Raw genomic sequence first — 25,031 nt, forward strand, 5'->3', positions numbered from 1 at the left:
AGCGAATTTCTTTTCATCGATTCACAGGAAAAAAGACGGAGGAAGCATCCGTCTTTTTTTTGCATGTTTTACAGCTCTTCCTTGGAGCGTAAAGGCAGACAAATTTCAAAACGAGCACCTTTCAAATCGGACGAGTTGCCCGCGAAGATTTCTCCTCCATGATCTGTGATGATACGCTGTGTCGTAGACAGCCCGAGGCCGGTTCCCTCCTGCTTCGTCGTAAAAAACGGAATGAACAGGTTTTGCAAAGTCTCTTCAGACATTCCCCGGCCATCGTCCTCGACTGTAATCACGATCCGATGAATGGATGCAATGACTGTGATCCTCACCAGTGAGCCGCCGTTCGAGAGTGCTTCAAAAGCATTCTTTAAAATATTGAGAAAGGCTTGTTTGATTCTCGAGCGATAACCGTATATGTACCAAGCTCCATGGGCAATTTGCAGCTCCAGCTTGATTCCTCGGCGGTTTGCTTCGGGCTCCAGTAAACGGATGACACCTGAAAGCTCCTCGATCACTGGAAAGCACTCCGAAACGATCTTGTCATCCCTGTAACGCGCTAGAACTAGAACATCATTTAGAAGCTCGTCAATTCTCTCTATCTCCGTCAAGATCACAGAAAAATAGGTCTCTCTGCGATTCGTCTCTTCCTGTTCCCTCAGCAGCTGGATAAAGCCTTTGATCGACGTCAGCGGATTTCTGATTTCATGCGCCATTCCTGCTGCCAATTGGCCGACTGCCGCGAGCGCTTCCCTTTTCGTCAGTTCCTCTTCGTATCGATTGCTGTCGGTTAGATTCCGCAATACGGCAATCGCTCCCCACAGCTCCCCATCATGGTAGATCGGACTCGTACTTACCGTCGTCCATTGTCCCCAATACTCCGCGACATAATGACCAGTCTGCCCCCGTTCGAGGACCCACTGCACAAAGCGCTCCCCTTCATGCGGGCGAAAGATCTCATCGATGTTTTGACCCAGGATTTTTTCTCGATTTACCTGAAACAGTTTGGCCAAGGCTTGGTTGGCTTCCACGATGTTCATTTGACGGTCAATCATCAGCACGGCAATATCATGTGATTGCAAAACGATTTGCACTAATTCTTGCTCCGCTACTTCCGCAAATGGGTCACCGTTTCGGTTTTTCACGCGGGCGGGTACCTGCACTCCCGTCCCTATGTCGGAATGGACTTGGCCCAATTCCAGCAGCTTGGCCACTTGATTGTCCACTGCTTGGTACAGCTGCAGCTCGACTTGATAAAAGGACAGCTTGTCCTCTGTAGTGATAAGGAGACAGCTCGCATGCTCCAGCAAATGCTCGATGATCTTGTCCCGTCCGTTCCGAAGCTGCTCAGCTACATGCCGGTTGGATAAGCCCAGCTCTTCAAAAAAATTTGAGAATACGAATATCTGCTGTCTGACCTGCAGGGGATCAGAGGCTGCAAGAGCATCCCCTAATCGCAAAAAAGTTTCAACAAAACACTCTTCCCGATACATTCCACGCTCCCACACAAGTGCTTGCTGCTCGTCTGAAAGAAATGAGAGCATTTCGGCCGCCATCACAGGGGCCAGATCTGCAAAATACGTACGTATTCGATTTTTCAAAACGCTCTGGCTCCTTTGCTTCCAACTGTACCGTGGTGATTTCTTCCATTTTCCGAATGCTTCTATTATGGCTGGAAATAGGTTGATATGTAAAGCATAGTCACTAGCGAAATAGGACAAAACCAAGGCGTTTCCTACAAAAAAGGCATTTGCCCCTGTGATCAGACAAATGCCTTTGGCTATTAGGAATGGGATTTTACCGTGTAGTTTCGCAGCTCGGATTTCACCGGGCTGTTCGGGTTGCCGCCTGCGTGTGCTCGTTGGAACGCTTCACTCTGCGTCCAGTTTTGGAAATCCGCTTCCGACTCCCATTTCGTAAAGACGACGTACTCATCCCCTTCAGACGGAGCCAAGAAAAGGAATTCAAGGAACCCAGGAACACCCTTCATCCGCTCTCCACCACTGCCAAATGCTCTTTCCAAATGCGATGCGTAGTCAGCTGGCACGCGAAGTCGGTTCATCGATACGTACATAATATTTGCCACGTCCTTTCCCACATTGGTTTTCCCTTCCATTATACATGGGACTCTAGCAAAACAAAAATAACCGCTGACGCATCTATTCGCGCCTGCGGTTCATTTGTTGTTCCAGCATAATATCCATCAGCAGAGTGTCCTGCAGCGGTTCTTTCGGATCCGTAGTCAACAAGGCAGCGACTGCCGCCATCGCGCAACGAACGGACTGATAGGAGTAAAAGGCATCTCGCTCTGATTCACTAAAGAGGGACAGGTCCGAGCGTTCCTGCACAGGATACGGAAAATCGGTCTCTACCCCAGCGCGGTCTAAGACGATCAAAGCCTGTTTAATCGCCAAGAGCGCAGCGCTGACGCTGATCCCGTATTCCTTTCGCAAATCATCCCACACTTGAAACGCTGATTTTTCGACTCTCTCTTGATTCGGACGCGTGATGATTCCTGATTTACGCCCTTCTTTCAGCAGCCAGTCGACAAAAATATCTGGGCGTGGAGGAAACGCGTATACCTGCAGCTTCATTTCCAGCTCTGTAGGAAAGTCCTTTGCAAAGCGTGCATGAGAAAGCGACATTTCATAGCGCCTAGAGGGATGGCCAGGAACCGTAACAAAGACAGTATCTTGACGGACAGCGGCCACCTGCAGCTTCGTACGAGCGGGGATTCTGCCCTGAGGTGCCTTCTCCCTGCGAATATTCCCAGGTATCAGCTCTGTACCAAACTGGTGATATTCGAGGGGAGAATCAATCCATGGAATCGGTTCCCGCTCCAAAATCTCATAAAGACCATTAAAAGTAACCCATTCCCCTGGACGTCGCTGACTGCGAATAAGGACGGTATGACGCTCTTCCTCTGGCGGAACTTCGGTGTCCTGATCGTCAGGAGCAGGATTCAGACGCTTATGTTCCACAAGCGCACTTTCATTCATAGACAGACGCTCCAGCAGCTCCCGTTTGCTGACCCACTCATATCCGATTCGGTATATCCGGTTTTTCATCGGCTCCACCTCCTTTTGGTCGCCATTTGGCGTTTTTGATTTAGCCGGTTATTCGGTTAACGTACCATATGTATTTTGAGACCTGTCCGTGCTAGACAGTTCGTACAATTCCCTGCAGAGCACGTGCCGCATCGCTCGGTGAATCCGCTCGCGTAATGGCGCTGATCACAGCCACTCCATCCGCACCTGCGCGAATAACTTCCGCGGCATTTTGCAGCGTAATCCCACCGATCCCCACAATAGGAAGTTCGCGGCCAACAGCTTCTCGAATGACCCGCAAGCCTTCTGGTCCGATCGGCTCTCCCGCATCCGCTTTGGATGAAGTGGCGTACATCGCTCCTACACCGATGCAGTCGACTCCGCCCGTTTGAGCGGCCAATGCCTCTTCTATGGTAGCGGCAGAAACCCCAATGTACATGTTTGGCCCTACCGCCTCTCTTACCTCAGCGAGCTGCATATCGTCTTGGCCTACGTGTACGCCATCTGCCTGCAGACGGATCGCCAAGTCCACATCGTCGTTGACAAAAAAGAGTGCCCCGCTCTCACGGCAAAGAAGCTGCAGCTGACGCCCCAGCTCATCGCGTTCATCCGCCGTGAGCTTGCTTCCCTTGTCTCTCAGCTGAAGCGTGCCTACCCCGCCTTGCAGAGCATCTGCGACGATAGCTACTGTCCGCTCGATGGAGTAATCGCAGTCCTGCGTACCGACTACAAAATAGACTCCCATTTTTTCGCGAAGTACGTTTCTGTCTTTCATATTGACCTGCCCTCCCAAGTGTCCAATACATTCCGATATGCTGCTGTTGCTTCCTTGACGTTGTGTGCATCGGTAATGCCCGATAAAACAGCGATACCTCGGCAGCCCGCCGCTAAAACTTGCGTCGTATTCGCCGGGGTAATCCCGCCAATTCCAATCACAGGAATGGACAGCGCCGCCGTGATGCTCGTAAGCTCTCCAGTTCCTCTCGCAGGAACACCCGGCTTGGAGCCACTGGGAAACAAATGACCGTACAACGCATAGGTTGCCCCTTCTGCAGCAGCTGCTTCTGCTTCCTTAACTGAATGCACAGACCTGCCAATCCATTGCTCCTTTGCTAAGAGGAGCCGCGCTTCTGATGGCGTCAAGCTGTGGTAGGCCAAATGGGCTCCCCGGCAACCGCTTGCTGCTGCAACGTCTACTCGGTCGTTGACAATCAGACAGGAGCTTGGCATGACAGTGGACAAAGCTTTTACCCAGTCCATGCACTCTCTTGCTGTACGCTGCTTTTCGCGTATATGTAAATAATCCATTCCACCCGCATAAGCTGCTTCTGCCATTGCCAGCACTTCCTCCAAGCCTTGACGGCCGTTCGTGATGACGTGCAGCTCAGGCCTAGTCGACATTGCTCTGCCCTCCGCCTCCAGATAAGGCTGCCAAGCACTCCTGCAGCCACTGCTTGGTCTTGTCATCCCCTTCGCTAGGTGCATGAGCCAATAAGTCGATAACTAATCTTCTGAGGAAAAACGTCTGTTGAATTGTCATGGGAAACGTAATCTTTTTCGGTTTTTCTTCTTGCTTCTCCAGCGTTTCCACGCCCGCGAGCAGCATATTGGCGATAGACTCGACCAGCTCGACAATCTGCTCGTTTTGCTTCAATTCATCGTAGACGCCGTCAAAGAGACGACACAATATCAAAAATGCCTGTGACGACAAGGTCACCGGCTGTACTTCCTGCATCGGTTCCGTCATGCTCTTCCCCCCACTTGCTTTCCTGATCCTGGCTAGAAAAAACAAAACCTATTATAGCACAATGCAAGGGAGCATCCATGGAGAATTAGAAAAACCGCTGAAATCAGCGGCTTTCACTTGTTCCTTCATTTCGGTCATTGTGATTGGACTGGCGCAGATTTGTATTCTTGTCTTTCTCATCAAGCGTCTTCCCGCGGTTTTTACCCAGATCCTTGCTGTTGTTGTTCTTACCCATGAATCCACCTCCCCTGACGCAGTTGTCAAAGGATAGCGTAACCAATCTGGGACTCTTTACTCCCCAATCTTAATCAGCTTTTCACAAGTTTGTGCTGTTTGCTTTTGCTAAGCGAGAAACCGATTGCAAAAAGCACGCGCCAGCCTAAGAGAAAAGCGAAGGTAATCACATACGCAACCCATGTGAACACCCAGGTCATCGGAACCCCTGTCCACCACGCTCGCAGAACTAAACCAATCGGTGCGGCAAGCGTCCAGGTGAGAAAGGTGGACAGCATCAGCCATCCAAAGGATCGATAGGACTTTTGCCCATAGCTGCGAAAAACGAAGATCGCCACTAGCCAACCTACCAAAAAGGGAGCAAGAGTATCGAGCAAGCCCAGAAAAGACACGGGTAAATGATGAGCCAATTTTCCATAGTAGGCGAAAAGCAGGAAAGCTAACAGATCACCTGCAAACAGGACATAGCCAGCCGACAGTAAGCGAAGTTTCATGAATATCCTCTTCTCTCATGAAGCGAAGTATACAGCAAGCATGCTTCCCTTGTATTGTACACATCCTGCCTGCTGACTCACAATCGTTCCACCCGTTTATTCACGAAACAGCAACAAATGCAGCTTTTCTTGGACGTTTTTCCATTCCGTATTCGTGATGCTGAAATAGACAGAATCGCGAACGTATCCATCCGGCAAAATCATGTGATTGCGCAGGACACCTTCGCGGACACCACCGATTCGGGCAATGGCCCGTTGGGAATTCAGGTTGCGTGAATCAGTCTTGAGCTGCACACGAATGCATCCCAATTGTTCGAAGCAGTGGCGCATCAGCAAATATTTGCACTCTGTATTTATCACACTCTTCCAAACCGAGGGAGTGAGCCATGTAAATCCAATTTCGAGGCCGCGGTCTTTCCTCGCGATATTTAAGAAGCGCGTACTGCCGATGACTTTTCCATCTTCTTGGCCTATGATGGCGAAAGGAAGCTCAATTCCTTCTTCCTCATTCCTCAAAGCCGTTTCCACAAAGCTGACCGCATCCTGCAGCTGGTCGATCTTGACGCTCATATACGTCCAGATATTCTCGTATCGACCTGCCTCCCAGATTCCCTCGATATGCGCATGGCGCAAAGGCTCCAAGCGGACGTATTTTCCTTCTAGCGTGACGGGCGCAATGTTTAGCATGATTGTGTCTCCTCCGACTGTTCTGCTAAAGCTGCAAAGCAGAACAGCTCTCATAAATTTTTCCTATGATAAGGGGGGACTTCCAATCTGTCAAACATTCTTTTTATTGAACATGCCCTCTCGCGTCAACTTTCCAAGTATCGATGACTTGCCCCTCACGTACGACATGAACCTGATCAAACAAATTCATCACGGCGCAGGCATGATTGGGAATGATCTGGACACGATCGAGCAGGCGCAGGCTCGTCTCACCTTCGATACTTGCAACCCCATGTTCTTCAGACAAGCGCTGAATGACGATCTCGGGATGACCGACCACATGGCCGAAGCCTTTGACGGTTGCATTCCCGTGCGCCCCTTGGTCCAAAGCCAGTGACTTGCTCCCTGTATCCAAAACGAGCCGCTCGCCTGGACGGTGGCTTACAACCGTAGCCATCACCCGCAAGGCGCATTGTGAATATGTCGCAGCTCCTAAGCCTACTTGAATCGCATCGTAAAACACGGCATTCCCCGGGCGTATCTCCGTGATGCCAGGGACTTTGCCGGAAATCCGAAAAGTCGGGGTCGACCCGACGCTCCTCACCTCGATAGGAATCCCATGTTCTTCGCAGAGCTGCGCGCTCGCCACGATACACTCTCCTTCGTAACGGCCGATGCGCTCAATCTGCTCGTAATCTGTGGCAGCGTAAGAATGTCCAGCATGCGTATATAGCCCTTTCAATTTCAAGTTGGGGCAACGTTCACTGACATACTGTGCCAGCCTCAGGGTAGGCTCACCTGGATCGACACCGCAGCGCTTCAGGCCGGAATCGATTTTCAGCCAGACTTCTACCTCTTGATCAATAGGGTGAAAGAAATCTTGGACGTGGGCTGCTTGCTCTTCCGAATCAATCGTGAGGATGATCGTTGCAAGAGGAAGCAGCGCTGCTACTCGCTTCAGCTTTGTACGTGACGCGAGCGGATAGGCAATCAGGATGTTGTCGATCCCCCCTTTCACCATCACCTCTGCCTCCGATACTTTTGCTACAGTGATCCCGCACGCTCCGTTTGCCATCTGTAGCTTTGCGATTTCAATCGACTTGTGCGTTTTGATATGGGGACGCCACGCGATGCCTTGTTCTTTCGCAAAGTCGTCTACCTGCCTCATATTCGCTTCCATGATGTCAAGGTCTACTAGCAATGAAGGTGTGTCCAATTGTGTTATGTCCACTTTTCCATGCCCTCCAGATCCATTTCATAATATTAGGAAAAAGCATTACGTTTGTTTCATCATACACGGGGATTCGATGGTTGAAAAGGAAGCAGAAAAAGTCCCGTTTGCAGCTTTTTTCTACAAAGGGGACTCCTTCCTCTTACGCTTCCTCGGAAATGACAACTTCTTTTCCACGCATCTTCAATAACAAGGGAATCACCAGCCATAGGAGCGCACCGAGAAGAAACACAGCCGATATTGGCTTGGAGAGAAAGATGGTAAAATCACCGTTTGAGGTAGTCAGCGCACGACGCATGTTATTTTCGATCATGGGCCCTAGAACGAGCCCCAAAACCAAAGGTGCCAGCGGGAAATCATTTTTCGCAAAAAAGTAACCCGCCACTCCACAAATCACCAGTAGCACGAGATCGAAAGTACTAATCTGGACTGCGTAAACTCCGAACACAGAAATTGCGATAATCATCGGAAGCAAATATTGCGATGGCGTCTCGATGATCTTGGCAAACACCTTGACGAGCGGCATGTTCAAAATCAGCAGCATCACATTCCCGATGAACATGCTGGCGATCAACCCCCAGGCGATTTGCGGATGGTCCGTGAACAAAAGTGGACCAGGCTGAACATTGTACATGAGAAGAGCTCCCATCAGGATCGCCGTTGTACCTGAGCCTGGAATTCCCATGGTTAAAAGCGGAACCATCGCGCCGCCAGAAGCTCCATTGTTTGCAGATTCCGGCGATGCTACCCCCTCGATCGCCCCTTTTCCAAACCGGGACGGATCTTTGCTGAGCTTCTTTTCTACGATATAGGCAAAGAAGGATGCCAATGTAGCTCCTGCACCAGGGAGGACGCCGATAAAAAATCCAAGAATGGAGCCCCGTGCAATCGGAGCGGCGCTTTGCTTCAATTCCAGTAGAGACGGGCGAATACGACCGACCTTTATGATTTCCTTGTTCTCTTGGTCTTGTTCGAGGGTGGTTTTGAAGACTTCTCCTAAGGCAAACAGCCCCACTGCGATCGTTAAGAACTCCAAGCCCTGATACAAATCAGGGACATCATAGGTGAACCGGGCAACACCAGACACACTGTCAATTCCAATCGTAGCCAGCAACAAACCGAAGACTGTCATGATCAGCGCCTTGGTCATTGACTTTCCACCCAAGCCGCTTACCGCGCAAAGACCGAGAATCATGAGGGAAAAGTACTCCGCTGGTCCAAATTTCAGGGCGAGGACCGACAAAGGCTCCGCCAAAAAAACCAGGGCAATCAGCGCCACGATGCCTGCAACGAAGGACCCGATCGCTGAAATCGATAGTGCCGTACCTGCTCTGCCCTGTCGCGCCATCTGGTAGCCGTCCAGCGTAGTCACTACCGAAGAAGATTCGCCCGGGGTATTTAACAAGATCGATGTCGTCGATCCCCCGTACATCGCGCCGTAATAGACACCTGCCAGCAGGATGATTGCACTCGCCGCAGCCGATTCCGGGGGGAGACCAGATGTAAGTGATGCCGTCACAGGCATGAGAAGTGCCACACCGCTCATCGGACCGATTCCGGGAAGAACCCCTACTGCCGTTCCGATCAATACGCCTACAAAAGCATAGAGCAGGTTATGCCATTGCAAGGCGAGGAGAAAGCCATCACCCAAATATTGCAGCGCATTCATGATCCATCCCTCCTTACAAGCCTAGCCAGGAAGGAAATCCAGGCAGCGTTCCCTGCAGTAAATAGACGTACATATAGTAGATAGCTGCAGAAAATAACAGCGATATGGCGGCAGCCTTTATCCAGCTGCTGCTGCCCATCACCCGAAAAGCAACGGCCAGGAAGAAAAAGGTAGCGAACAAGTAGCCGAGTGTCTCAAATAGAAATACGTAGAGAAAGGTTGCCGCGAGTATCAGCAAAAATCGCCCGTAGTTACGTTTCTCGGAGGCTGCTGGTGCTGGCCCCGTCTTTTTCTGCTTACTCGTCTCCCAGAACAGTCGCAGGCTCAGCAGGATTAAGAGAATGCCAAGTCCAAGCGGAAACATATTAGGTCCTACTTCACTTCCGTAAGCGCTGGCAGCAATCGAACGGCTCTCCACAATAAACGCTGCACCTATGATGGCAAAAAAGATACTTCCCAAGCGATCAAATGTGAGATTCATGCTCTTCCTCCTGTACGATTTCATTAGCAGTCGCGGGCCGCCAAGATTCATCTATGAAAAAAGGAGAGGATGACCCTCTCCTTTTTTGTTTATGTGCGCCCAGCATGGGCGTTATCTCTAGGGTTCAAGTCCCGAGTGGCGAAGGCAGTAGTAGCCATTAGCTCAAGACAAGGGTGTCCATCGTGAGATGGAATCTGAAGGAAGTCGGCGGCAAACCTCCGGTCTGAGGAACACGAACCTCATATGAGGCTAGCATTCGTTGGATGAGTCTGCGTAACAAGGCAAAATCCTTACTGCCAAAGGCGAATGAGAGTAAATGGGGCAGATAGATGGAGGGGAAGATAACGCCCTTACCTGGGGAGACCTGACTGGAACGCCATGCTCACATGGTAACCTTCTTTGAAAAGAGAAGCTGAACGGTCAGGAGTCAGCAGAGGTCATAGTACCCTAGTAAAGGACGCTTGAACGGGGAAGGACTGAACATTTAGGAAGAACGAGAAGCGAGGCGTTCATTCTTGCTTATGAAGCAGACAATCCGCAAGGACTTATTCAGTGGAGGAAGTGGTGAATTCCACAGGGGACTCTGAAAGGGCTGAGGTAAGAATGGCACAACTAGAAAGAACGTTCACGCGAAAGGAATATCCGAACATGATGAAGCAACTCCTGTCACGAGAAAACCTTCTAACAGCATTAAAGAGAGTGGAAAAGAATAAAGGAAGCCATGGTGTGGATGGTATGTCGGTAAAACTCCTACGCGTACATATCATGACCAATTGGGTCTCCATCCGCCAGCAGTTAGAGGATGGTACCTACCAACCGCAACCAGTCCGAAGGATCGAAATCCCGAAACCTAATGGTGGCGTGCGGTTATTAGGAATTCCTACCGTGACAGATCGCTTCATCCAACAAGCAATCGCCCAAACTCTCACCCCGCTTTTCGACCCGATGTTCTCCGAACATAGCTATGGTTTTCGTCCCAATAGACGAGGTCATGATGCTGTTCGGAAGGCAAAAGGATTTATGAAGGAGGGGAAACGGTGGGTCGTCGATTTAGACTTGGAGAAATTCTTCGATAGAGTAAACCATGACAAGTTAATGGGTTTAATCGCCAAACATGTCAAGGATAAGACACTTCTCAGGCTTATCAGAAGCTACTTAGAATCGGGCATCATGATTAACGGACTTGAAACAGCAAACGTAGAAGGAGTACCGCAAGGCGGTCCTCTCAGTCCGCTTCTCTCCAACATCATGTTGCATGAATTGGATATGGAACTGGAAAAACGTGAACTTAGCTTTGTACGCTATGCCGATGACTGTAACGTTTACGTTTCTTCAAAGAAAGCTGGAGAACGTGTAATGAAATCCATTACTACGTTTATCGAGGGTAAACTAAAGCTTAAAGTGAACCAGGAGAAAAGTGCAGTTGACCGACCATGGAAACGAAAGTTTCTAGGGTTTAGCTTCACTTACCAGTTCGACCCAAAGATTCGAATTGCGAAAGAGAGTATGAAGAAGGTTAAACAACGAATTCGAGAATTTACTTCAAGAACAAAGGCACTTCCCATGGAGTATCGGATTGAACAGCTAAATCAGTATCTTATCGGCTGGGCGGGGTACTTCTCGCTTGCGGATACACCTTCAGTTTTCTCCAGTCTAGACGAATGGATAAGAAGAAGACTCCGCATGTGCCTGTGGAAACAATGGAAGAAGCCTCAAACAAAAGTGAAAAGGCTTGTTACCTTGGGAGTTCCCAGGGCAAAAGCCTTTGAATGGGGCAATTCTCGTAAGAAATATTGGCGAATTGCTGGTAGCCCTATACTTCAAAGAACTTTGGATAATGCCTACTGGCAGACCGAAGGTCTAAAAAGTTTGAGGGATAGATATTTTCTTTTGCGTCATACCTAGATGAACCGCCGTATACCGAACGGTACGTACGGTGGTGTGAGAGGTCGGGGGTTAATCACCCCCTCCTACTCGATTTTGCCATGCCTAGAGAGGTCAGCAGCTCTTTAACCAGCTTGTCTTGTTCGTCAAGGAAAGAAGTGAAGGTCGCCGCATCCTTGTATTCCGCTTCCCATCCGTTAGCCGTCAGTTCTTTTTTCCATCCCTCATTGTCGTTCAGCTCTTTGAGTTTCGCATCCCAGTAGGCTTTAGCATCCGCCGGCATCTCTGCAGGACCAAAGACGCCGCGCCATATCGTGAAGGTCGCATCGATTCCCTGCTCTTTCAACGTTGGCACATCGCTCAGCACGCCAGTCAGCCTTTGATCGGAAGTCACACCCAACACTCGGATTTTCCCCGCTTTCAGATACTCCCCCACCCCGGATGCATCTGTTGCGATCATATCGGCATTTCCACCCAACAATGCGGCAATCGCTTCGCCACCGCCATCGTAGGAAACGTATTTGACGCTCTTTGGATCAATCCCATACTTGGCAGCAGGAAGAACGCTCACCAGATGGTCCATCGAACCAGGAGCGGAGCCACCTGCAACCGTAAGCATGGTCGGATCCGCTTTGATCGCATCCAGCAAGCTCTTGATGTCTTTATAAGGGGAGTCCGCCTTTACGACTAGCGCGCCAAAATCCTTCGTCATTTGCGCCAGCGGGGTTACTTCCCGGTATCCGTATGGCGTATTTCCTTCCTTTTTATTGTTGTTAATCAGGATTGGTGGGGAACTGACAAACAGTCTGTATGGATTCCCTTTGTCCTTGTTCACATACTCTGCCATGAAAACGGTCCCGCCGCCGCCAGGTTTGTTTTCAATGGTAATGGTCTGGCCTACCAGCTTGCTCTCATTCAATACCTTTCCCAGCGACCGAGCCGTTTTGTCCCAGCCACCGCCCGCTCCTGATGGCGCTACGATGACAAGTGGCTTTTCCGGATAACTCGAAGCGGCCGGTGCCGTTTGTGCTCCAGTCCCTCCTGAGCTGCCATTGTCACCTGTGCTTCCCGTACTTCCCGTCCCAGCATTTCCCCCGCTACAAGCTGCCAGTGTGAGTGTGAAGAAAACAGACAGCGCGATCCATACCTTTTTCTTTTGCATCCCGCATCCCCCTTGACCTTACGTTAATGTAAGCGCATACAACACTTACCCTTACCGTATCATGAGGAATTGGAAGTGAATAGTTTTCGTGCATAAGGTCTATTCTGAATTTTGTGCACTTTTCGTTCATATTGTTCACGGGCTGGCTAGGACAAGTACCGATACTTTCTTTCTGGTCTCCCCACTGTCCCATAGAGCAGGTCGGCGCGGGCCTTTTTCTCTAGAACGAGGTATTCCAAATAGCGTCTTGCTGTCGTTCTGCTGGTTCCAATTACTTTTCCGATCTCTTCTGCCGAGACGCCCTTCTCTCCCGTTCGCCGGATCGCTTGGATTACTTTTTCCAGCGTCAGCAGATCGATTCCTTTTGGCATTGCGGTCTCCCGTGTCTTTCCTGCCTGAAGATTGCGGGTCAGGATCCGATCGATCACTTCTTGATCGACTTCTCCAACCTCCTTTGTCCGCCATAAATGCTGGCGATAGCTCTCCAGGCGTTCGCGAAACCGTTCAAAAACAAGCGGTTTGACGATGTAATCATACACGCCTCCCCGTAGCGCCTCCTGTACCATCTCGATCTCTTTTGCAGCCGTGATCATCATGATATCGACGCTGCGATGATGCTGGCGGACGTGCCAAACCAGATCAGTGCCGAGCATATCAGGCAAATAAACGTCGAGCAGAACCAGATGCGGCTGCATAAAAGAAAGCAGCTCTTTCGCCTCCGCTCCGTTCGTTGCTGTTGCAATGACGTCGAACCCCTCTATTTTACTGACGAATCGTCTGTTGATATCGATGATCCTCAAGTCATCTTCCACGATCAGCACTTCCACCTTCTGCACCCAAATCCCTCCGTTCCTTCGGGAGTGACACCGTGAACAACGCGCCTCCCCATTCACTTTCTCCTACCAGAATATAGCCCTTCATTTCTTGGATAATCCCCTGCACCTTTGCCAGTCCCAGCCCTCTATGCTCACCTGGCTTTGTGCTAAACCCATCCTGAAAGATCACTTCACGCAAACTCTCGGGTACACCCGGCCCCGAATCCTCTACTTCAAACAGGATTTCTGCCTCCGTATCGGACAGATAGCATTCCACTACTTTTCTCTCGACAGCAGCTTCGTTGACGGCCTCCAAGGCGTTCTGGATCAGCGTGCCGAGCAGCACAATGACTTGCTGACGGTTGATCGTTGGCGGAAGAGACTTCAAGCTGCTGTCTTGATTGATTTGAAACTGAATTTTCAGTTCCTTTGCGCGATTATGCATTCCTACCAGCAGGGCGCCGATCAAAGGATCCGGTATTTTTTTGGCCAAAAAGAGCATCATTTCCTGCTGCGCGGATGTCTCGCTGGTAATCAGTTCGACTGCTTCCTGAATCGAACCTAGCTGCAGAAGACCGGAAATCGTATACAGCAGATTGTGAAACTCGTGGGTCTGTGCGCGCAGCACCTCTGCATAACGGCGCGTTTGCGATAACTCGGACACGAGCTTGTCGATCTCTGATTTGGGACGGAAGCTGCTGACGACACCGACGATTTTGTCTCCCAGCCTCATCGGAATACGGTTCACGATGATTTCTTTCCCTACGAGTATCGTTTCTCTGTCCAATTGATGCTCGCCTGTTTCAAGCACGTCTGGCATACGGCTGTCCGGCAAAACCTCCGTGATTTCTTTGCGGTGAAAATCTTCATTTGGAAGCTCCAAAATGCGTATGGCTGCCTTGTTCATCATAGTCACCTTGTTGTTTCGATCGATGGCCACGATCCCTTCCCGCACGGATTCCAGCACGGCATTGCGTTGAATATACAAAGCGGCGATCTCTTCCGGCTCCAGTCCCAGTATGACTCGCTTTAAATAACGGCTAACACCAATCGCTCCTACAACGCCAAAGACCAGAGCCAGAATAATAATCAGAACGACCTTCTCCTGATAAGCCCCTATGGCGCCCTCAATATCCTCTAGCAAAAAACCAACAGAAACAATGCCGATGACATCCCCGTTGTCATTTTTGATCGGGACCTTCCCGCGCAGCGATGGCCCAAGGCTCCCCACCGCCTTTGAAATATAGGACTGCCCGTACAGGAGTCCCTGCTCATTGTCACCGCCGACCATTTCCTTCCCGATTCGATCCGGCAGCGGATGGGCGTACCGAATTCCCTCCCGATTGCCCACAACGACAAATTCCGCCTCAGTCTGTTTGCGTATATTTTCCGCGATCGGCTGAATCAGAGCGGACGGATCCTCTGTCGCAAAGGCATTGCGCAGCTCGGGGTCATTCGCCACGATTTTTGCCACGCTCAGCGCCTTTTTTCCCAGCTGTTCCTCAATAGAAGAACCAATAATGGAAGCAAAAACAGCTCCCATTGACCCAATAATCAGAATAATGACGAAAGTAAATAGCACAATCATTCTCGTTTGCAAGGACAATCGCAATTTGGTTGTGGTCACAAAATTCACCTCTTGGAACATAGTACCATCTTCTCTGCGTTTTTCGATAGCTTGCTCTATGCGGTCCACTCTAGCGCGAGGTTTTGTGAAATTTGTGGAATTTGGTCTTCTCGTCCACAATATAATGTTACAACTTGTATTCGAGACAAACTGGGGCTTTTGTCCGAATACCAGAATCACTACTGGAAAAGGAGGGATTTGCTGTGAAAACCCAAGCGGAATCAAATGGCATCGTTACGCTGACAGGCGAAGGCGAGAAGCTGGTCAAAGACAGCCCGCTCTATAACGAAGGGCTGCGACCAACTACCCGTGCCGAACACTCGTGGACAGCGTATAATTTTGCCAGCCTTTGGGTCGGGATGTCGATCTGTTTGCCTACTTATGCGATGGCTGCAGGCTTAATCTCCCTCGGCATGAACTGGTGGCAGGCAATCATCACGATCATTCTCGGGAATGTTATTGTCCTTATTCCGATTCTCCTCAACTCCCACGCAGGCACAAAATTCGGAATCCCGTACCCTGTTTTTGCCCGTCTTTGGTTTGGGTCAAAAGGAGCACATATTCCAGCGGTTGCCCGTGGCTTGATCGGGGCGGGATGGTTCGGGATCAACTGTTGGTTCGGCGGGGCGGCAATCGATACGCTGCTGATGTCCATGACAGGCTGGGAGCATGTCCCCGGGCATCTGTGGATTGCCTTCTTTGCCTTCTGGCTGCTGAACGCATGGATCGCCTATCGGGGACCTGAAACCATCAAGAAAATGGAGGCTTGGGCAGCTCCCATCCTCATTATCATGAGCCTGGCCTTGCTGGTTTGGGCATTGACAAAAGCAGGTGGCTGGGGACCTATGTTGTCCGCGCCATCCAAATTCACTTCCTCTGGCGAATTCCTGAAAGTCTTCTTCCCTGCCTTGACTGGTGCCATCGCATTTTGGGCGACAATGGCTCTCAATATTCCTGACTTTTGCCGATACGCGAAGAGTCAAAAAGCACAAATCATCGGGCAATCCTCTTCCTTGCCAACCACGATGGGCGGCTTCTCCTTCATCGGGGTAGCCGTAGCGTCTGCTACCGTCGTCATTTATGGGGAAGCGATCTGGGATCCAGCAGCGGTCCTAGCCAAATTCTCTCCGTTTGCCATTTTCCTGGGAACGATCGGGATCATCCTCGCCACTCTCACTACCAACGTCGCGGCGAATATAGTTGCCCCTGCCCGTGCCGTTGAAAACCTCGCTCCTCGCAAGCTCACTTACGAGCATGGCGCCATCATCGCCAGCGTAGTGTCCTTGTTGATGCAGCCCTGGTACATCCTCGAAAATTTCGGAAACTACATTTTCTTATGGCTCGGCACGTACGGCGCGCTGCTAGGTCCGATTGACGGGATTGCCATCGCTGACTACTGGCTGGTCCGCAAGAGAAGAATTCACCTCACCGAGCTTTATAAGACAAATGGGATCTACTCCTACAAAACCGGCTATAACACCCGCGCTCTTTGGGCCATGGCAATCGGGATCGTCATTCCCTTCGTCTGCAAGTACGTCCCGGCTCTCTCCATCATCTGGGACAATGCCTGGACAGTCGGCCTGCTCATCTCCTTGGCCATCTACACCTGGATGATGCGAAATGATTCTACGATCATGAGCGTGAAGGACTACGAGAAGGTCACAGCACGTGGTGGAGAGTCGAAAGCCTCATAAATACGCGATCTATGAAAAAGACTGGCAAATCCTTTGAGGGATGCCAGTCTTTTTCTTTTCGAGTATTTCTACCATTTGAACTGACTGATGGATTCTTGCAGCTCGTGGGAGAGTTTATTCAGATTGTTGCTGGAACGTGCAATTTCCTGCATGGACGCCACCTGCTCTTCCGCTCCAGCAGAAACGCCTTGCGTATGCAGGGCAGCTTCTTCGGCCAGTCGATTCATTTCGTCCATAGCGGATGCCACTTGTTGAACGCTGGCAGACATTTGCTCCGTCGCTGCCGATACGTCCTGGATTTGATCCGCTACTTCTTGGGCAGAGGCAACGATTCGTTGGAAGGTCACTCCTGCTTCCTGTACAACGATCGCTCCTCTTTCGGCTTCCTTCGTTCCATCCTTCATCACGTGCACAACCTGCGTCGTCTCTTGCTGAATTTCTCCAATCAAGCGAGCAATTTCCAAGGCTGATTGTTCTGACTGCTCAGCCAATTTTCGCACCTCATCGGCAACTACGGCAAATCCTCTGCCATGTTCACCAGCACGTGCCGCCTCGATCGCTGCGTTCAAAGCAAGCAGATTCGTTTGGGAAGCGATGCCGGTAATCACATCGACGATCTGCCCGATTGCTTCCGAACGCACGCCGAGCAGTTGAACGAGTTCCGCTGCACGATTGACGGATTGCGAAATCGAGTCCATCTGAGATACGGCTTTTTGAATGTGTGCATTTCCTTGTTCTGCTTCCACAGCGGCTTGCGCAGATGTTTCAGAAACAGAGCTGGATGTGTCGGCAATTCGCTGGATCGCGATCGACATCTCTTCCATGACACGTACGCTTTCTTGCGTCCGTTGCGTCTGAACTTCCGATGCGCTTGCGATTTGTTGCACACTTTCAATCGCTTGCTCGGATGCGTGTGCGGATTGCTCTGCACTCGCCGAAAGCTCCTCAGAGGATGCTGCTACCTGTTCCCCTGCTACTTTTACTTGTTCAATCAAGGAGCGGAAGTTGTTAACGAGACCGTTGAAAGCCAATCCCAGCTTCCCAACTTCGTCGCGAGTCACGTAGCGGACTGGCTCTACTGCCAGGTTACCTTGGGCAAGTTCTTCCATTCGATTGACGACGACACGCAAAGGCTCGGAGATCATGCGGGAAATCAAATACCCAAGGGCCATTGCGATCACGAGGCTAAGAATACCGACTCCAGCCAGCAGCAGCTCTGCATTTTTGGAATCTACTTCATTTGCCTGACGAATTTGTTCGGCTTGCTGCGACTTGTAATTCGCCCAAGTCAACTGCTCCTGATTGATCCAATTCAGAGTCTTATCGGTAGCGCGATAAAAGGAATAGGCCTGGTCCGTTTGCTGTGCACTGATCATCTTGATCACTTCGCCCTGATCTCCTCGATACTGGTTGAGGAGTTCTTCGAGCATGTTGGCGCTCTCCTGCTCGGTCTTATCGAGCTCGGCTGACTTCAAGTTTTCAAAGATTCGGTTTGCAGCATCCATCCGCTGCTCCAGCTCCGTCTTGTACTCGGCCAAAACAGCTGGAGAAGTTTCCAGAATCATTTTGTAAACCAAGCCGTCAATCGCTCTCATCTCTTGACGCCAATCATTAATCCATTTGACAGGCAGCAGCTGATCCTTGTACATCGACTGAATACGGTCACTCGCAACTTGCAAGTGGTAATAGCCAGTGAAGCCTACCCCTACCAAGAATACAGCCATCAAAATGATTAGGCTAAACAGTTTTGCTCTCGTGCTTAAATTCCGAAAGAGACTCATCGTTGTTTGGCGATCCTCCTGTTCATGGTGCAATAAAAGTAGAAAAAGCTCGAATATTGTCTAATCTTACCAAATTAAGACAGACAAGTCGATAGTCTTAGGTTATTTCACTCAGATCCACAACCGACAAAATGGAAATTTCGTGAATTTGCATATCAGGTTGATAGCAAACATAGTAAGTTAGTTCTGGACTGATCCTGTACTGTAGTCCTGTATACCCTTCTGCTAGCAAATAGGAACGTACCTCGTCCCCTGTCCACTCCAGCCATTCCCGATACCCCATGGAATGAGATCGATGCTCCAATGCCTCCATGGAATACCCCGCGCGCAGTACATCGGTACGCAGCTCATTTTCGCCATAACGCTCGTCCAAGCGCAGCAGTCCGGTCGCATCGACTTCCTGGCGCAAGATGGCTGCTTTGTCCCATACCGTTTCGGCATGACAGATGGCATATTGTGCCGCGACCTCCGGATTGCTTACCAAGTATACGCCTGAACCAAAAACAGCCTTTGCACTTGCACCATTGACAAAATACCTGCGCTCCTCTCGCTCATACCGCCCCGAGCGAACGACTCGCAACGCCTCTTTATATTCCACACCCCGATAAACGATTTGCCTCATCCCGGTATTCTCCTCACGTTCCAGTGATAGGAGCTACTCTTTCATGCGAAAAGGAGGAAGACGCTAGGTTGGCGCCTCCCTCTCCTCATCAAGGCAGAAGTTTAACCATGTCATCATACGTCTCTGGACGGCGGTCTCTGTAGAACTGCCAGGTATCGCGGACTTCGTGAATCTTGTTCTTATCCATTTCCGCGATAATGATCTCATCCTGATCACGGCTTCCTACAGCGACGAATTGTCCCCGCGGATCCACCAGATAGGACTGCCCATAAAATTCGCCCATGTTCCAAGGTGCTTCCATTCCGACCCGATTGATGGCGGCGACGTAATATCCATTGGCTACGGCATGTGCTGGCTGTTCCAACTTCCACAAATATTCGGAAAGTCCAGCCACTGTTGCAGAAGGGTTGAAGACAATTTCAGCTCCGTTCAACCCCAAGAGACGTGCGCCTTCTGGAAAATGGCGATCGTAGCAGATGTAGACCCCTACTTTGGCAAAAGCCGTATCAAACACCGGGTAGCCTAGATTGCCCGGCTTGAAATAGTACTTTTCCCAGAAGCCCCATCCGTTGTTCCCCACACCTACATGGGGAATATGCTGTTTTCGGTATTTGCCCAAGTACGTTCCATCAGCGTCAATGACGGCAGCCGTGTTGTAGTAGGTCCCGATTCCTACCCGCTCGTACACAGGCAGGATCATGACCGTACCCAGCTCCCGTGCCAATGAGCTGAACTGTTGCACGGTCGGCCCATTTGGTACTTCCTCGGCTGCCTGATACCATTTCGCGTTTTGCTCGGAGCAGAAGTAAGGACCGTAGAAAATTTCTTGAAGGCAGATGATTTGTGCTCCTTTACTGGCAGCATCTCGCACCATTTTGACGTGCTTTTCGATCGCCTTCTCTTTATGGAGGTGAACGGGTTCGTCCCCATTCACATCGTTTTTTGCCTGGATCAGCCCGATGCTTACTTTATTTACCATCCCATCCCTTCTCCTCTCTATTCCCTCTCTTACGGACGTGTAAACCTCGAACGTTTCAAATAGCGTCCTGCACCCGCTTGACCAACAAACTGTTTATCACGAACGACGAAGGAGCCTCGCGACAAGACGCTTACCACTTCCCCTTGGACTTCCATTCCCTCAAACGGGTTATAGTCTATATTCATGTGATGGGTGCTTGCGGATATCGTTCTTTTCACGTCGGGATGAAAGAGGACGAGGTCAGCGTCCGATCCAACCGCTACCGTCCCTTTTTGCGGGAACATCCCGAACAGTTTCGCCGCTTTTGTCGAGGTGAGATCAACCAGCTGGTTCAAGCTGATCTTTCCTTTCTGTACCCCTTCGGAAAAAAGCAGGGTTATTCGATCTTCAATGATTGGCCCGCCGTTTGGAATTTTCGTAAAATCATCGCGTCCCAGTTCTTTTTGCCCCACGAAGTTGAACGGACAATGGTCAGAGCCCACCGTTTGCAGGATGCCGTTCTTCAAGGCGCTCCAGAGCACTTCCTGATTCCATTTTTCACGAAGCGGTGGGGACCAGACATACTTGGCACCCTCAAAATCCGGTCGATCCAGGTCTTCGATATCGAGCACGAGGTATTGCGGACACGTCTCCCCGTAAATGTTCCAGCCTTTCTCACGCGCTTCTGCGATCCGACGTACGGCGTCCGCGCAAGAGACGTGCACGACGTACAGCTGCGCGTCCGCGAGAGCTGTCAGGGCGATCGCACGTCCAGTTGCTTCTCCTTCCGCCTCTGGAGGTCTTGTGTAGGCATGGTAGATCGGGTCCGTATTCCCTTCCGCCAATGCCTTCTTGGTCAAATAGTCAATGACATCTCCATTCTCCGCATGGACTTGAACCAGCGCTCCGATTTCCTTTGCGCGTATCAGTGTTTTGAACAAGGTCTCATCGTCAGCCATCAGAACGTTTTTGTAGGCCATGAACACTTTGAGCGAAGTAATCCCTTCATTGGCAACAACGGACGCAAGTTCATCCAGTACCTGATCGTTAGCATCGGAAACCATCAAGTGAAAGCCATAGTCAATAACCGCTTTTCCACGCGCTTTTTCATGCCAGGTAGCAATCGCGGATTGCAGCGACTCTCCTTTATTTGTCAGGCAGAAGTCGACAATGCTCGTCGTTCCGCCAAATGCTGCAGCCTTCGTCCCTGTAAAAAAGTTGTCGGAGGTCACTGTTCCGCCAAAAGGCATGTCGAGATGCGTATGGGGGTCAATCCCACCCGGCAATATGTAGCAGCCGGTGGCATCAATCTCCTCTGCGCCAGCGGTATCGAGGTTGTACCCGATGGCGACGACCTTCTCCCCCTCGATCAGCACGTCTGCCTGGTACGTATCTGCTGCCGTTACAACCGTCCCGCCACGAATCCACTTTTTCATCCTTGCCCCTCCCCTGTTCTTTTTCTGCAGCCAGATTGAGACACAGCTTTTCCGTACAGGCTATGCGCCTATTTGGAAAAAGATTACGAACATCTGGTACTTATGTCTCAGCCGTCCCTTTTGCTGCCAATGCTGCCTGCCGTTGATTCCAGCTGAGTGGCGGCAAGTCGCTCGGAATTTCGACCATTTCGATCGTTCCCTCCACCGGACATACGATGGAACAAAGGTTGCAGCCCACACAGTCCTCTTCGCGTACGACGAGCCGCTCCGCCCCTGTTGCCTCGTCCTTCAGAATGTCGATACATTGATGGGAAGTATCTTCACAGGCGATATGGCACTTGTTGCAGTTAATACAGGTCTCCTCGTGAATCCGGGCAACTACTTTGTAGTTCAGATTGAGATGGCCCCAATCCGAGTAGGTAGGTACAGCCTTGCCGACGATGTCCATAACGGAGGAAATCCCTCGTTGATCGAGGTAGTTGTTCAGCCCGTCAATCATGTCCTCCACGATTCTAAAGCCGTGATGCATGGCAGCCGTACACACCTGGACGCCAGTCGCACCCATCAGCAAAAATTCCACGGCATCCCGCCAGTTGGAAATGCCCCCAATGCCGGAGATCGGCACGCCAACCTGGGCGTCGCGAGCGCATTCCGCCACCATGTTCAAAGCGATAGGTTTTACTGCTGGGCCGCAATAGCCGCCATGTGCGCCTTTTCCATCCACATGAGGAATAGGCAGCCAGCGATCCAGGTCGACTCCTATCAAGCTGTTGATCGTGTTGATCATACTGATCGCATCCGCTCCGCCCAAAGAAGCAGCCCTGGCCGTAAAACGAATGTCCGTGATATTAGGCGTCAGCTTGACGATGACGGGTGTCTGCGCCACTTCCTTTACCCATTCGACCTGCTGCCGGATCAGATCGGGATGCTGACCGACTGCCGAGCCCATCCCCCGCTCCGCCATCCCGTGTGGACAGCCGAAGTTCAACTCCAGTCCGTCAACGCCAATTGCCTCCACCTTTTTCACAATTTCATGCCAAGCCTCTTGCTTGTGCTCCACCATCAACGAAGCGATGAGTGTGTGCTTCGGAAAACGTTTTTTGGTCTCATCCATTTCCTTTAGATTTACTTCCAGCGGTTTGTCGGTAATGAGCTCGATGTTGTTAAAGCCGAAAACGCGCTGTCCCCCAAAATGCAGTCCCGCAAACCGCGAAGTCACGTTGATGATAGGCTCCCCCAAGGTCTTCCAGACAGCTCCGCCCCAGCCTGCTTCAAATGCCCGTTGCACTTGGTAGCCGGAGTTTGTCGGCGGTGCGGATGCTAGCCAAAAAGGATTGGGTGATTGTATGCCAGCCAGATTGATAGATAGATCTGCCATTTCCTCTCTCCTCCTTACGCGTGAAATTTCTGCAACACTTACACGGGCTGCTTTTGGTCTGTTAACGTTTGGTGAATGGCATGCGCCGCTCGTCTGCCGTGGTTGGCTGCATCGACTACCATCGCATCGGTCTTCCCGCCTCCGAAAATAATGTCGCCCGCTGCGAACACTTTCGGGTTACTCGTCCGATAGGTGCCGTCCTCGACTTCGACGATGCCTTTGTTGTGCTCCAAATGAAACGCATCGATCAGAGGCACAAGCCGTTTCTGCCCGATTGCTTTGACCACGAAATCGACTTCGATCACAAACTCACTGCCGGGAACAGGTACGGGGCGCTTTCTTCCTTTCGCATCCGGCTCGCCCAGCTCCATCCGGATCAGCTCCAGCCCTTTCACCGTGCCACCTTCCCCGATCACGCGGGACGGGGCCACCAGCCAACGGAATTCCACCTCATCCTGTTTGGCAAACTCATATTCGAACTGATAACAGGACATTTCGTTCACGGTACGTCGGTAAAGGATCTGGACATTGTCGGCTCCCAGCCTCTTGGAACAGGTAGCCGCGTCGATCGCTGTATTGCCCGCGCCAATGACGACCACTTTCTTCCCGACCATTTTGTCCGTCAAGGCTTGGGTCTTCGTCTCTTCCACCAGCGTAATTGCGTCTAGCACGCCTTCCAGATTTTCGCCCTCAATCTGCAGGTCAGGAACGTTTCCCATCCCTGCGGCAAGCAAAACGGAATCAAAGTTCGCAAGCAGTTCCTCGGCACTTACATCTATGCCGATCTGGGTATTCGTCTTGATCTCCACTCCAAGCTCTTCAATTTGCTCGACTTCCCACAAAGAGATTTCCTGGGGCAAACGGAAGGAGACGATCCCGTACGTATTTAGCCCGCCTGCCTTTTCCTTCGCTTCATACACAGTAACCTGATACCCCAGCCGCGCAAGCTCCCGGGCGGCTGATAAGCCAGCCGGTCCCGCTCCGATGATAGCGACACTCTTTCCATTCGCTTCACCTTTTTGGAACAGATTCGCCTTGTTTTGGATGGCCCAGTCCGTTGCATGTCGCTGCAGCAGGCCGATCATGATCGGCTTGGATGCATGATTCAGTACACAGGCGCCTTCGCAAAGCTCCTCTGTGGGACATACACGGGCGCAGCTTGCCCCTACTGGATTGGAATCCATAATGGTGCGAGCCGAGCCAAACAAATTTCCTGTCGAGATCTTCTTGATAAACGAGGGAATATCGATGGAGGTGGGACAGGCCTTGATACAGGGGGCGTCATAACAATACAGGCACCGATTTGCTTCATCGATGGCTTCCTTCGGTTTTAAAGCAGGGACCACTTCTTTAAAGCTGCTCTGCAGATCATGCGGAACGCCCATTTTTCACAACCTCCTTGCCCATTGTAATAAAAATAATGTGCTTGCTATTAATCAATGTGAGAATGAATGATTTTATGATTGTTACATTACCTTTCGAAATACAAACGGGACGCAATCATTCATGGACGCGTGGAATGATTGATTTCATTCGCGAATAGGGATAAACAAACGAGATGGTTATGACAGTGAGGCGATCTATCCATGAAAGACTACGAGCAGCAAATGGCTCGCATACGAAATCAAATGGCTCAGCTGAACGAACAGCTGGTCCAGCTCGAAGCCGAGCATCTTGCCTTTTGCGAACAGCAGGAGCGTCGCTTGTCGTATCTCTCCTCAAGAGAGATTCTGGACATACTGGAAGCTCGTCATGGGCGAAATGGCAGCATGGCTACCATCAAGCGCTGGGCGGATAGCGGTAATCTAGGAGAGGTCATTGACGAACGCGAGGCTTTTCCTTTGCTGGCCAGCAAACAGGGAAACAAGCGATTCTTGTACCCGCGCGAAGAGGTTTTTCGATTTCTGCACGAGAAAGGGTTGTTTGAGCCTGCTTTCGATATATTGGATCGGGTCCGTCTCCGCTCTCCCTCTGGTCAAGTGGGAGCTTTGGTTACCTCTATCGAGAGAGATGGTGATCGCTTTACCTATCAAGTCCAACTAGAAGAAACGGGAGCTGTCCTGACAGCCATTGACGAGAACGACTTGCTACTCCCGTAAGGAGGCCTT

General features: G+C 50.8%; 24 protein-coding genes. 3 read left to right on the forward strand and 21 right to left on the reverse strand.

Annotation, left to right across the window (positions count from 1 at the left end):
- Nucleotides 1-68: 68 nt before the first annotated feature.
- The 12 genes from EDM55_RS00610 to EDM55_RS00660 form a co-directional block, all read right to left on the reverse strand.
- Nucleotides 69-1,598 (reverse strand): two-component system sensor histidine kinase NtrB, encoded by a 1,530-nt coding sequence (locus EDM55_RS00610; RefSeq protein WP_246070962.1) that lies wholly within the window; start codon nucleotides 1,596-1,598, stop codon nucleotides 69-71.
- 182 nt (nucleotides 1,599-1,780) lie between these two features.
- Complete coding sequence (locus EDM55_RS00615) at nucleotides 1,781-2,083, reverse strand: antibiotic biosynthesis monooxygenase family protein (protein WP_246070963.1); 303 nt, start codon at nucleotides 2,081-2,083, stop codon at nucleotides 1,781-1,783.
- A 73-nt stretch (nucleotides 2,084-2,156) separates the two neighbouring features.
- The gene (locus tag EDM55_RS00620) at nucleotides 2,157-3,065 is read right to left on the reverse strand and encodes a hypothetical protein (RefSeq protein ID WP_092266852.1); all 909 of its coding nucleotides are present in this window, start codon (nucleotides 3,063-3,065) and stop codon (nucleotides 2,157-2,159) included.
- A gap of 91 nt (nucleotides 3,066-3,156) precedes the next feature.
- Complete coding sequence (thiE, locus tag EDM55_RS00625; protein ID WP_122959393.1) at nucleotides 3,157-3,819, reverse strand: thiamine phosphate synthase; 663 nt, start codon at nucleotides 3,817-3,819, stop codon at nucleotides 3,157-3,159.
- A complete protein-coding gene (locus tag EDM55_RS00630; protein ID WP_092266850.1) occupies nucleotides 3,816-4,445 on the reverse strand; it encodes a thiamine phosphate synthase in 630 nt (209 codons plus the stop codon). The genes thiE and EDM55_RS00630 overlap by 4 nt, the downstream gene beginning before the upstream one ends.
- Nucleotides 4,435-4,791 (reverse strand): hypothetical protein, encoded by a 357-nt coding sequence (locus EDM55_RS00635; RefSeq protein ID WP_122959394.1) that lies wholly within the window; start codon nucleotides 4,789-4,791, stop codon nucleotides 4,435-4,437. The genes EDM55_RS00630 and EDM55_RS00635 overlap by 11 nt, the downstream gene beginning before the upstream one ends.
- Nucleotides 4,792-4,894: 103 nt before the next feature.
- A complete protein-coding gene (locus EDM55_RS30695; protein ID WP_258957575.1) occupies nucleotides 4,895-5,026 on the reverse strand; it encodes a hypothetical protein in 132 nt (43 codons plus the stop codon).
- 73 nt (nucleotides 5,027-5,099) lie between these two features.
- Entirely contained in the window at nucleotides 5,100-5,519 is a 420-nt protein-coding gene (locus EDM55_RS00640) for a DUF3054 domain-containing protein (RefSeq protein WP_092266848.1), read from the reverse strand.
- 96 nt (nucleotides 5,520-5,615) lie between these two features.
- The gene (locus EDM55_RS00645; protein ID WP_092266847.1) at nucleotides 5,616-6,206 is read right to left on the reverse strand and encodes a GNAT family N-acetyltransferase; all 591 of its coding nucleotides are present in this window, start codon (nucleotides 6,204-6,206) and stop codon (nucleotides 5,616-5,618) included.
- A 103-nt stretch (nucleotides 6,207-6,309) separates the two neighbouring features.
- Nucleotides 6,310-7,416: a D-TA family PLP-dependent enzyme gene (locus tag EDM55_RS00650; protein ID WP_246070964.1), complete on the reverse strand. Its 1,107-nt coding sequence runs from the start codon at nucleotides 7,414-7,416 to the stop codon at nucleotides 6,310-6,312.
- Between the two features lie 142 nt (nucleotides 7,417-7,558).
- Nucleotides 7,559-9,085, reverse strand: a complete 1,527-nt coding sequence (locus EDM55_RS00655; RefSeq protein WP_092266846.1) for a tripartite tricarboxylate transporter permease — start codon at nucleotides 9,083-9,085, stop codon at nucleotides 7,559-7,561.
- A 13-nt stretch (nucleotides 9,086-9,098) separates the two neighbouring features.
- A complete protein-coding gene (locus EDM55_RS00660; protein ID WP_092266845.1) occupies nucleotides 9,099-9,566 on the reverse strand; it encodes a tripartite tricarboxylate transporter TctB family protein in 468 nt (155 codons plus the stop codon).
- Nucleotides 9,567-10,214: 648 nt separating this feature from the next.
- On the opposite strand from EDM55_RS00660, the gene ltrA reads away from it, so the two are divergent.
- Complete coding sequence (ltrA, locus tag EDM55_RS00665; RefSeq protein ID WP_122959571.1) at nucleotides 10,215-11,471, forward strand: group II intron reverse transcriptase/maturase; 1,257 nt, start codon at nucleotides 10,215-10,217, stop codon at nucleotides 11,469-11,471.
- A gap of 55 nt (nucleotides 11,472-11,526) precedes the next feature.
- Here the strand turns inward: ltrA and EDM55_RS00670 are convergent, their stop codons facing one another.
- The 3 genes from EDM55_RS00670 to EDM55_RS00680 form a co-directional block, all read right to left on the reverse strand.
- Entirely contained in the window at nucleotides 11,527-12,612 is a 1,086-nt protein-coding gene (locus EDM55_RS00670) for a Bug family tripartite tricarboxylate transporter substrate binding protein (protein WP_122959395.1), read from the reverse strand.
- Between the two features lie 146 nt (nucleotides 12,613-12,758).
- Complete coding sequence (locus EDM55_RS00675) at nucleotides 12,759-13,448, reverse strand: response regulator (protein ID WP_092266843.1); 690 nt, start codon at nucleotides 13,446-13,448, stop codon at nucleotides 12,759-12,761.
- Complete coding sequence (locus EDM55_RS00680) at nucleotides 13,414-15,054, reverse strand: ATP-binding protein (RefSeq protein WP_092266978.1); 1,641 nt, start codon at nucleotides 15,052-15,054, stop codon at nucleotides 13,414-13,416. The genes EDM55_RS00675 and EDM55_RS00680 overlap by 35 nt, the downstream gene beginning before the upstream one ends.
- Nucleotides 15,055-15,257: 203 nt before the next feature.
- Here EDM55_RS00680 and EDM55_RS00685 point away from each other — a divergent pair, with 203 nt between their 5' ends.
- The gene (locus EDM55_RS00685) at nucleotides 15,258-16,748 is read left to right on the forward strand and encodes an NCS1 family nucleobase:cation symporter-1 (RefSeq protein ID WP_092266842.1); all 1,491 of its coding nucleotides are present in this window, start codon (nucleotides 15,258-15,260) and stop codon (nucleotides 16,746-16,748) included.
- 68 nt (nucleotides 16,749-16,816) lie between these two features.
- Here the strand turns inward: EDM55_RS00685 and EDM55_RS00690 are convergent, their stop codons facing one another.
- The 6 genes from EDM55_RS00690 to EDM55_RS00715 form a co-directional block, all read right to left on the reverse strand.
- Nucleotides 16,817-18,529: a methyl-accepting chemotaxis protein gene (locus tag EDM55_RS00690; RefSeq protein ID WP_092266841.1), complete on the reverse strand. Its 1,713-nt coding sequence runs from the start codon at nucleotides 18,527-18,529 to the stop codon at nucleotides 16,817-16,819.
- A gap of 97 nt (nucleotides 18,530-18,626) precedes the next feature.
- Nucleotides 18,627-19,151: a hypothetical protein gene (locus EDM55_RS00695; protein ID WP_092266840.1), complete on the reverse strand. Its 525-nt coding sequence runs from the start codon at nucleotides 19,149-19,151 to the stop codon at nucleotides 18,627-18,629.
- An 88-nt stretch (nucleotides 19,152-19,239) separates the two neighbouring features.
- Nucleotides 19,240-20,130 carry a nitrilase-related carbon-nitrogen hydrolase gene (locus EDM55_RS00700; protein ID WP_122959396.1) on the reverse strand — a complete coding sequence of 297 codons (891 nt, stop codon included), beginning with the start codon at nucleotides 20,128-20,130 and terminating at the stop codon, nucleotides 19,240-19,242.
- 29 nt (nucleotides 20,131-20,159) lie between these two features.
- Complete coding sequence (gene hydA / locus EDM55_RS00705) at nucleotides 20,160-21,545, reverse strand: dihydropyrimidinase (protein ID WP_122959397.1); 1,386 nt, start codon at nucleotides 21,543-21,545, stop codon at nucleotides 20,160-20,162.
- Between the two features lie 100 nt (nucleotides 21,546-21,645).
- Nucleotides 21,646-22,923: an NAD-dependent dihydropyrimidine dehydrogenase subunit PreA gene (gene preA, locus EDM55_RS00710; RefSeq protein ID WP_092266837.1), complete on the reverse strand. Its 1,278-nt coding sequence runs from the start codon at nucleotides 22,921-22,923 to the stop codon at nucleotides 21,646-21,648.
- A gap of 38 nt (nucleotides 22,924-22,961) precedes the next feature.
- Nucleotides 22,962-24,308, reverse strand: coding sequence for an NAD(P)-dependent oxidoreductase (locus EDM55_RS00715; protein ID WP_122959398.1), 1,347 nt, complete (start codon nucleotides 24,306-24,308; stop codon nucleotides 22,962-22,964).
- Nucleotides 24,309-24,509: 201 nt separating this feature from the next.
- On the opposite strand from EDM55_RS00715, the gene EDM55_RS00720 reads away from it, so the two are divergent.
- On the forward strand, nucleotides 24,510-25,022 hold the full coding sequence (locus EDM55_RS00720; protein ID WP_092266835.1) for a hypothetical protein: 513 nt from the start codon (nucleotides 24,510-24,512) through the stop codon (nucleotides 25,020-25,022).
- The last annotated feature ends 9 nt before the right edge of the window (nucleotides 25,023-25,031 follow it).

The organism is Brevibacillus centrosporus (genome assembly GCF_003710815.1).
Lineage (GTDB): Bacteria > Bacillota > Bacilli > Brevibacillales > Brevibacillaceae > Brevibacillus > Brevibacillus centrosporus.

Bases quoted from the DNA above. Each gene is read 5' to 3' on its own strand.
- EDM55_RS00635 (WP_122959394.1), bottom strand. From the start codon at position 4,791: ATGACGGAACCGATGCAGGAAGTACAGCCGGTGACCTTGTCGTCACAG.
- EDM55_RS00640 (WP_092266848.1), bottom strand. From the start codon at position 5,519: ATGAAACTTCGCTTACTGTCGGCTGGCTATGTCCTGTTTGCAGGTGAT.
- EDM55_RS00700 (WP_122959396.1), bottom strand. From the start codon at position 20,130: ATGGTAAATAAAGTAAGCATCGGGCTGATCCAGGCAAAAAACGATGTG.
- EDM55_RS00655 (WP_092266846.1), bottom strand. From the start codon at position 9,085: ATGAATGCGCTGCAATATTTGGGTGATGGCTTTCTCCTCGCCTTGCAA.
- thiE (WP_122959393.1), bottom strand. From the start codon at position 3,819: ATGAAAGACAGAAACGTACTTCGCGAAAAAATGGGAGTCTATTTTGTA.
- preA (WP_092266837.1), bottom strand. From the start codon at position 22,923: ATGGCAGATCTATCTATCAATCTGGCTGGCATACAATCACCCAATCCT.
- EDM55_RS30695 (WP_258957575.1), bottom strand. From the start codon at position 5,026: ATGGGTAAGAACAACAACAGCAAGGATCTGGGTAAAAACCGCGGGAAG.
- EDM55_RS00715 (WP_122959398.1), bottom strand. From the start codon at position 24,308: ATGGGCGTTCCGCATGATCTGCAGAGCAGCTTTAAAGAAGTGGTCCCT.
- EDM55_RS00630 (WP_092266850.1), bottom strand. From the start codon at position 4,445: ATGTCGACTAGGCCTGAGCTGCACGTCATCACGAACGGCCGTCAAGGC.
- EDM55_RS00720 (WP_092266835.1), top strand. From the start codon at position 24,510: ATGAAAGACTACGAGCAGCAAATGGCTCGCATACGAAATCAAATGGCT.
- ltrA (WP_122959571.1), top strand. From the start codon at position 10,215: ATGATGAAGCAACTCCTGTCACGAGAAAACCTTCTAACAGCATTAAAG.
- EDM55_RS00690 (WP_092266841.1), bottom strand. From the start codon at position 18,529: ATGAGTCTCTTTCGGAATTTAAGCACGAGAGCAAAACTGTTTAGCCTA.
- EDM55_RS00695 (WP_092266840.1), bottom strand. From the start codon at position 19,151: ATGAGGCAAATCGTTTATCGGGGTGTGGAATATAAAGAGGCGTTGCGA.
- EDM55_RS00620 (WP_092266852.1), bottom strand. From the start codon at position 3,065: ATGAAAAACCGGATATACCGAATCGGATATGAGTGGGTCAGCAAACGG.
- EDM55_RS00645 (WP_092266847.1), bottom strand. From the start codon at position 6,206: ATGCTAAACATTGCGCCCGTCACGCTAGAAGGAAAATACGTCCGCTTG.
- EDM55_RS00670 (WP_122959395.1), bottom strand. From the start codon at position 12,612: ATGCAAAAGAAAAAGGTATGGATCGCGCTGTCTGTTTTCTTCACACTC.
- hydA (WP_122959397.1), bottom strand. From the start codon at position 21,545: ATGAAAAAGTGGATTCGTGGCGGGACGGTTGTAACGGCAGCAGATACG.
- EDM55_RS00660 (WP_092266845.1), bottom strand. From the start codon at position 9,566: ATGAATCTCACATTTGATCGCTTGGGAAGTATCTTTTTTGCCATCATA.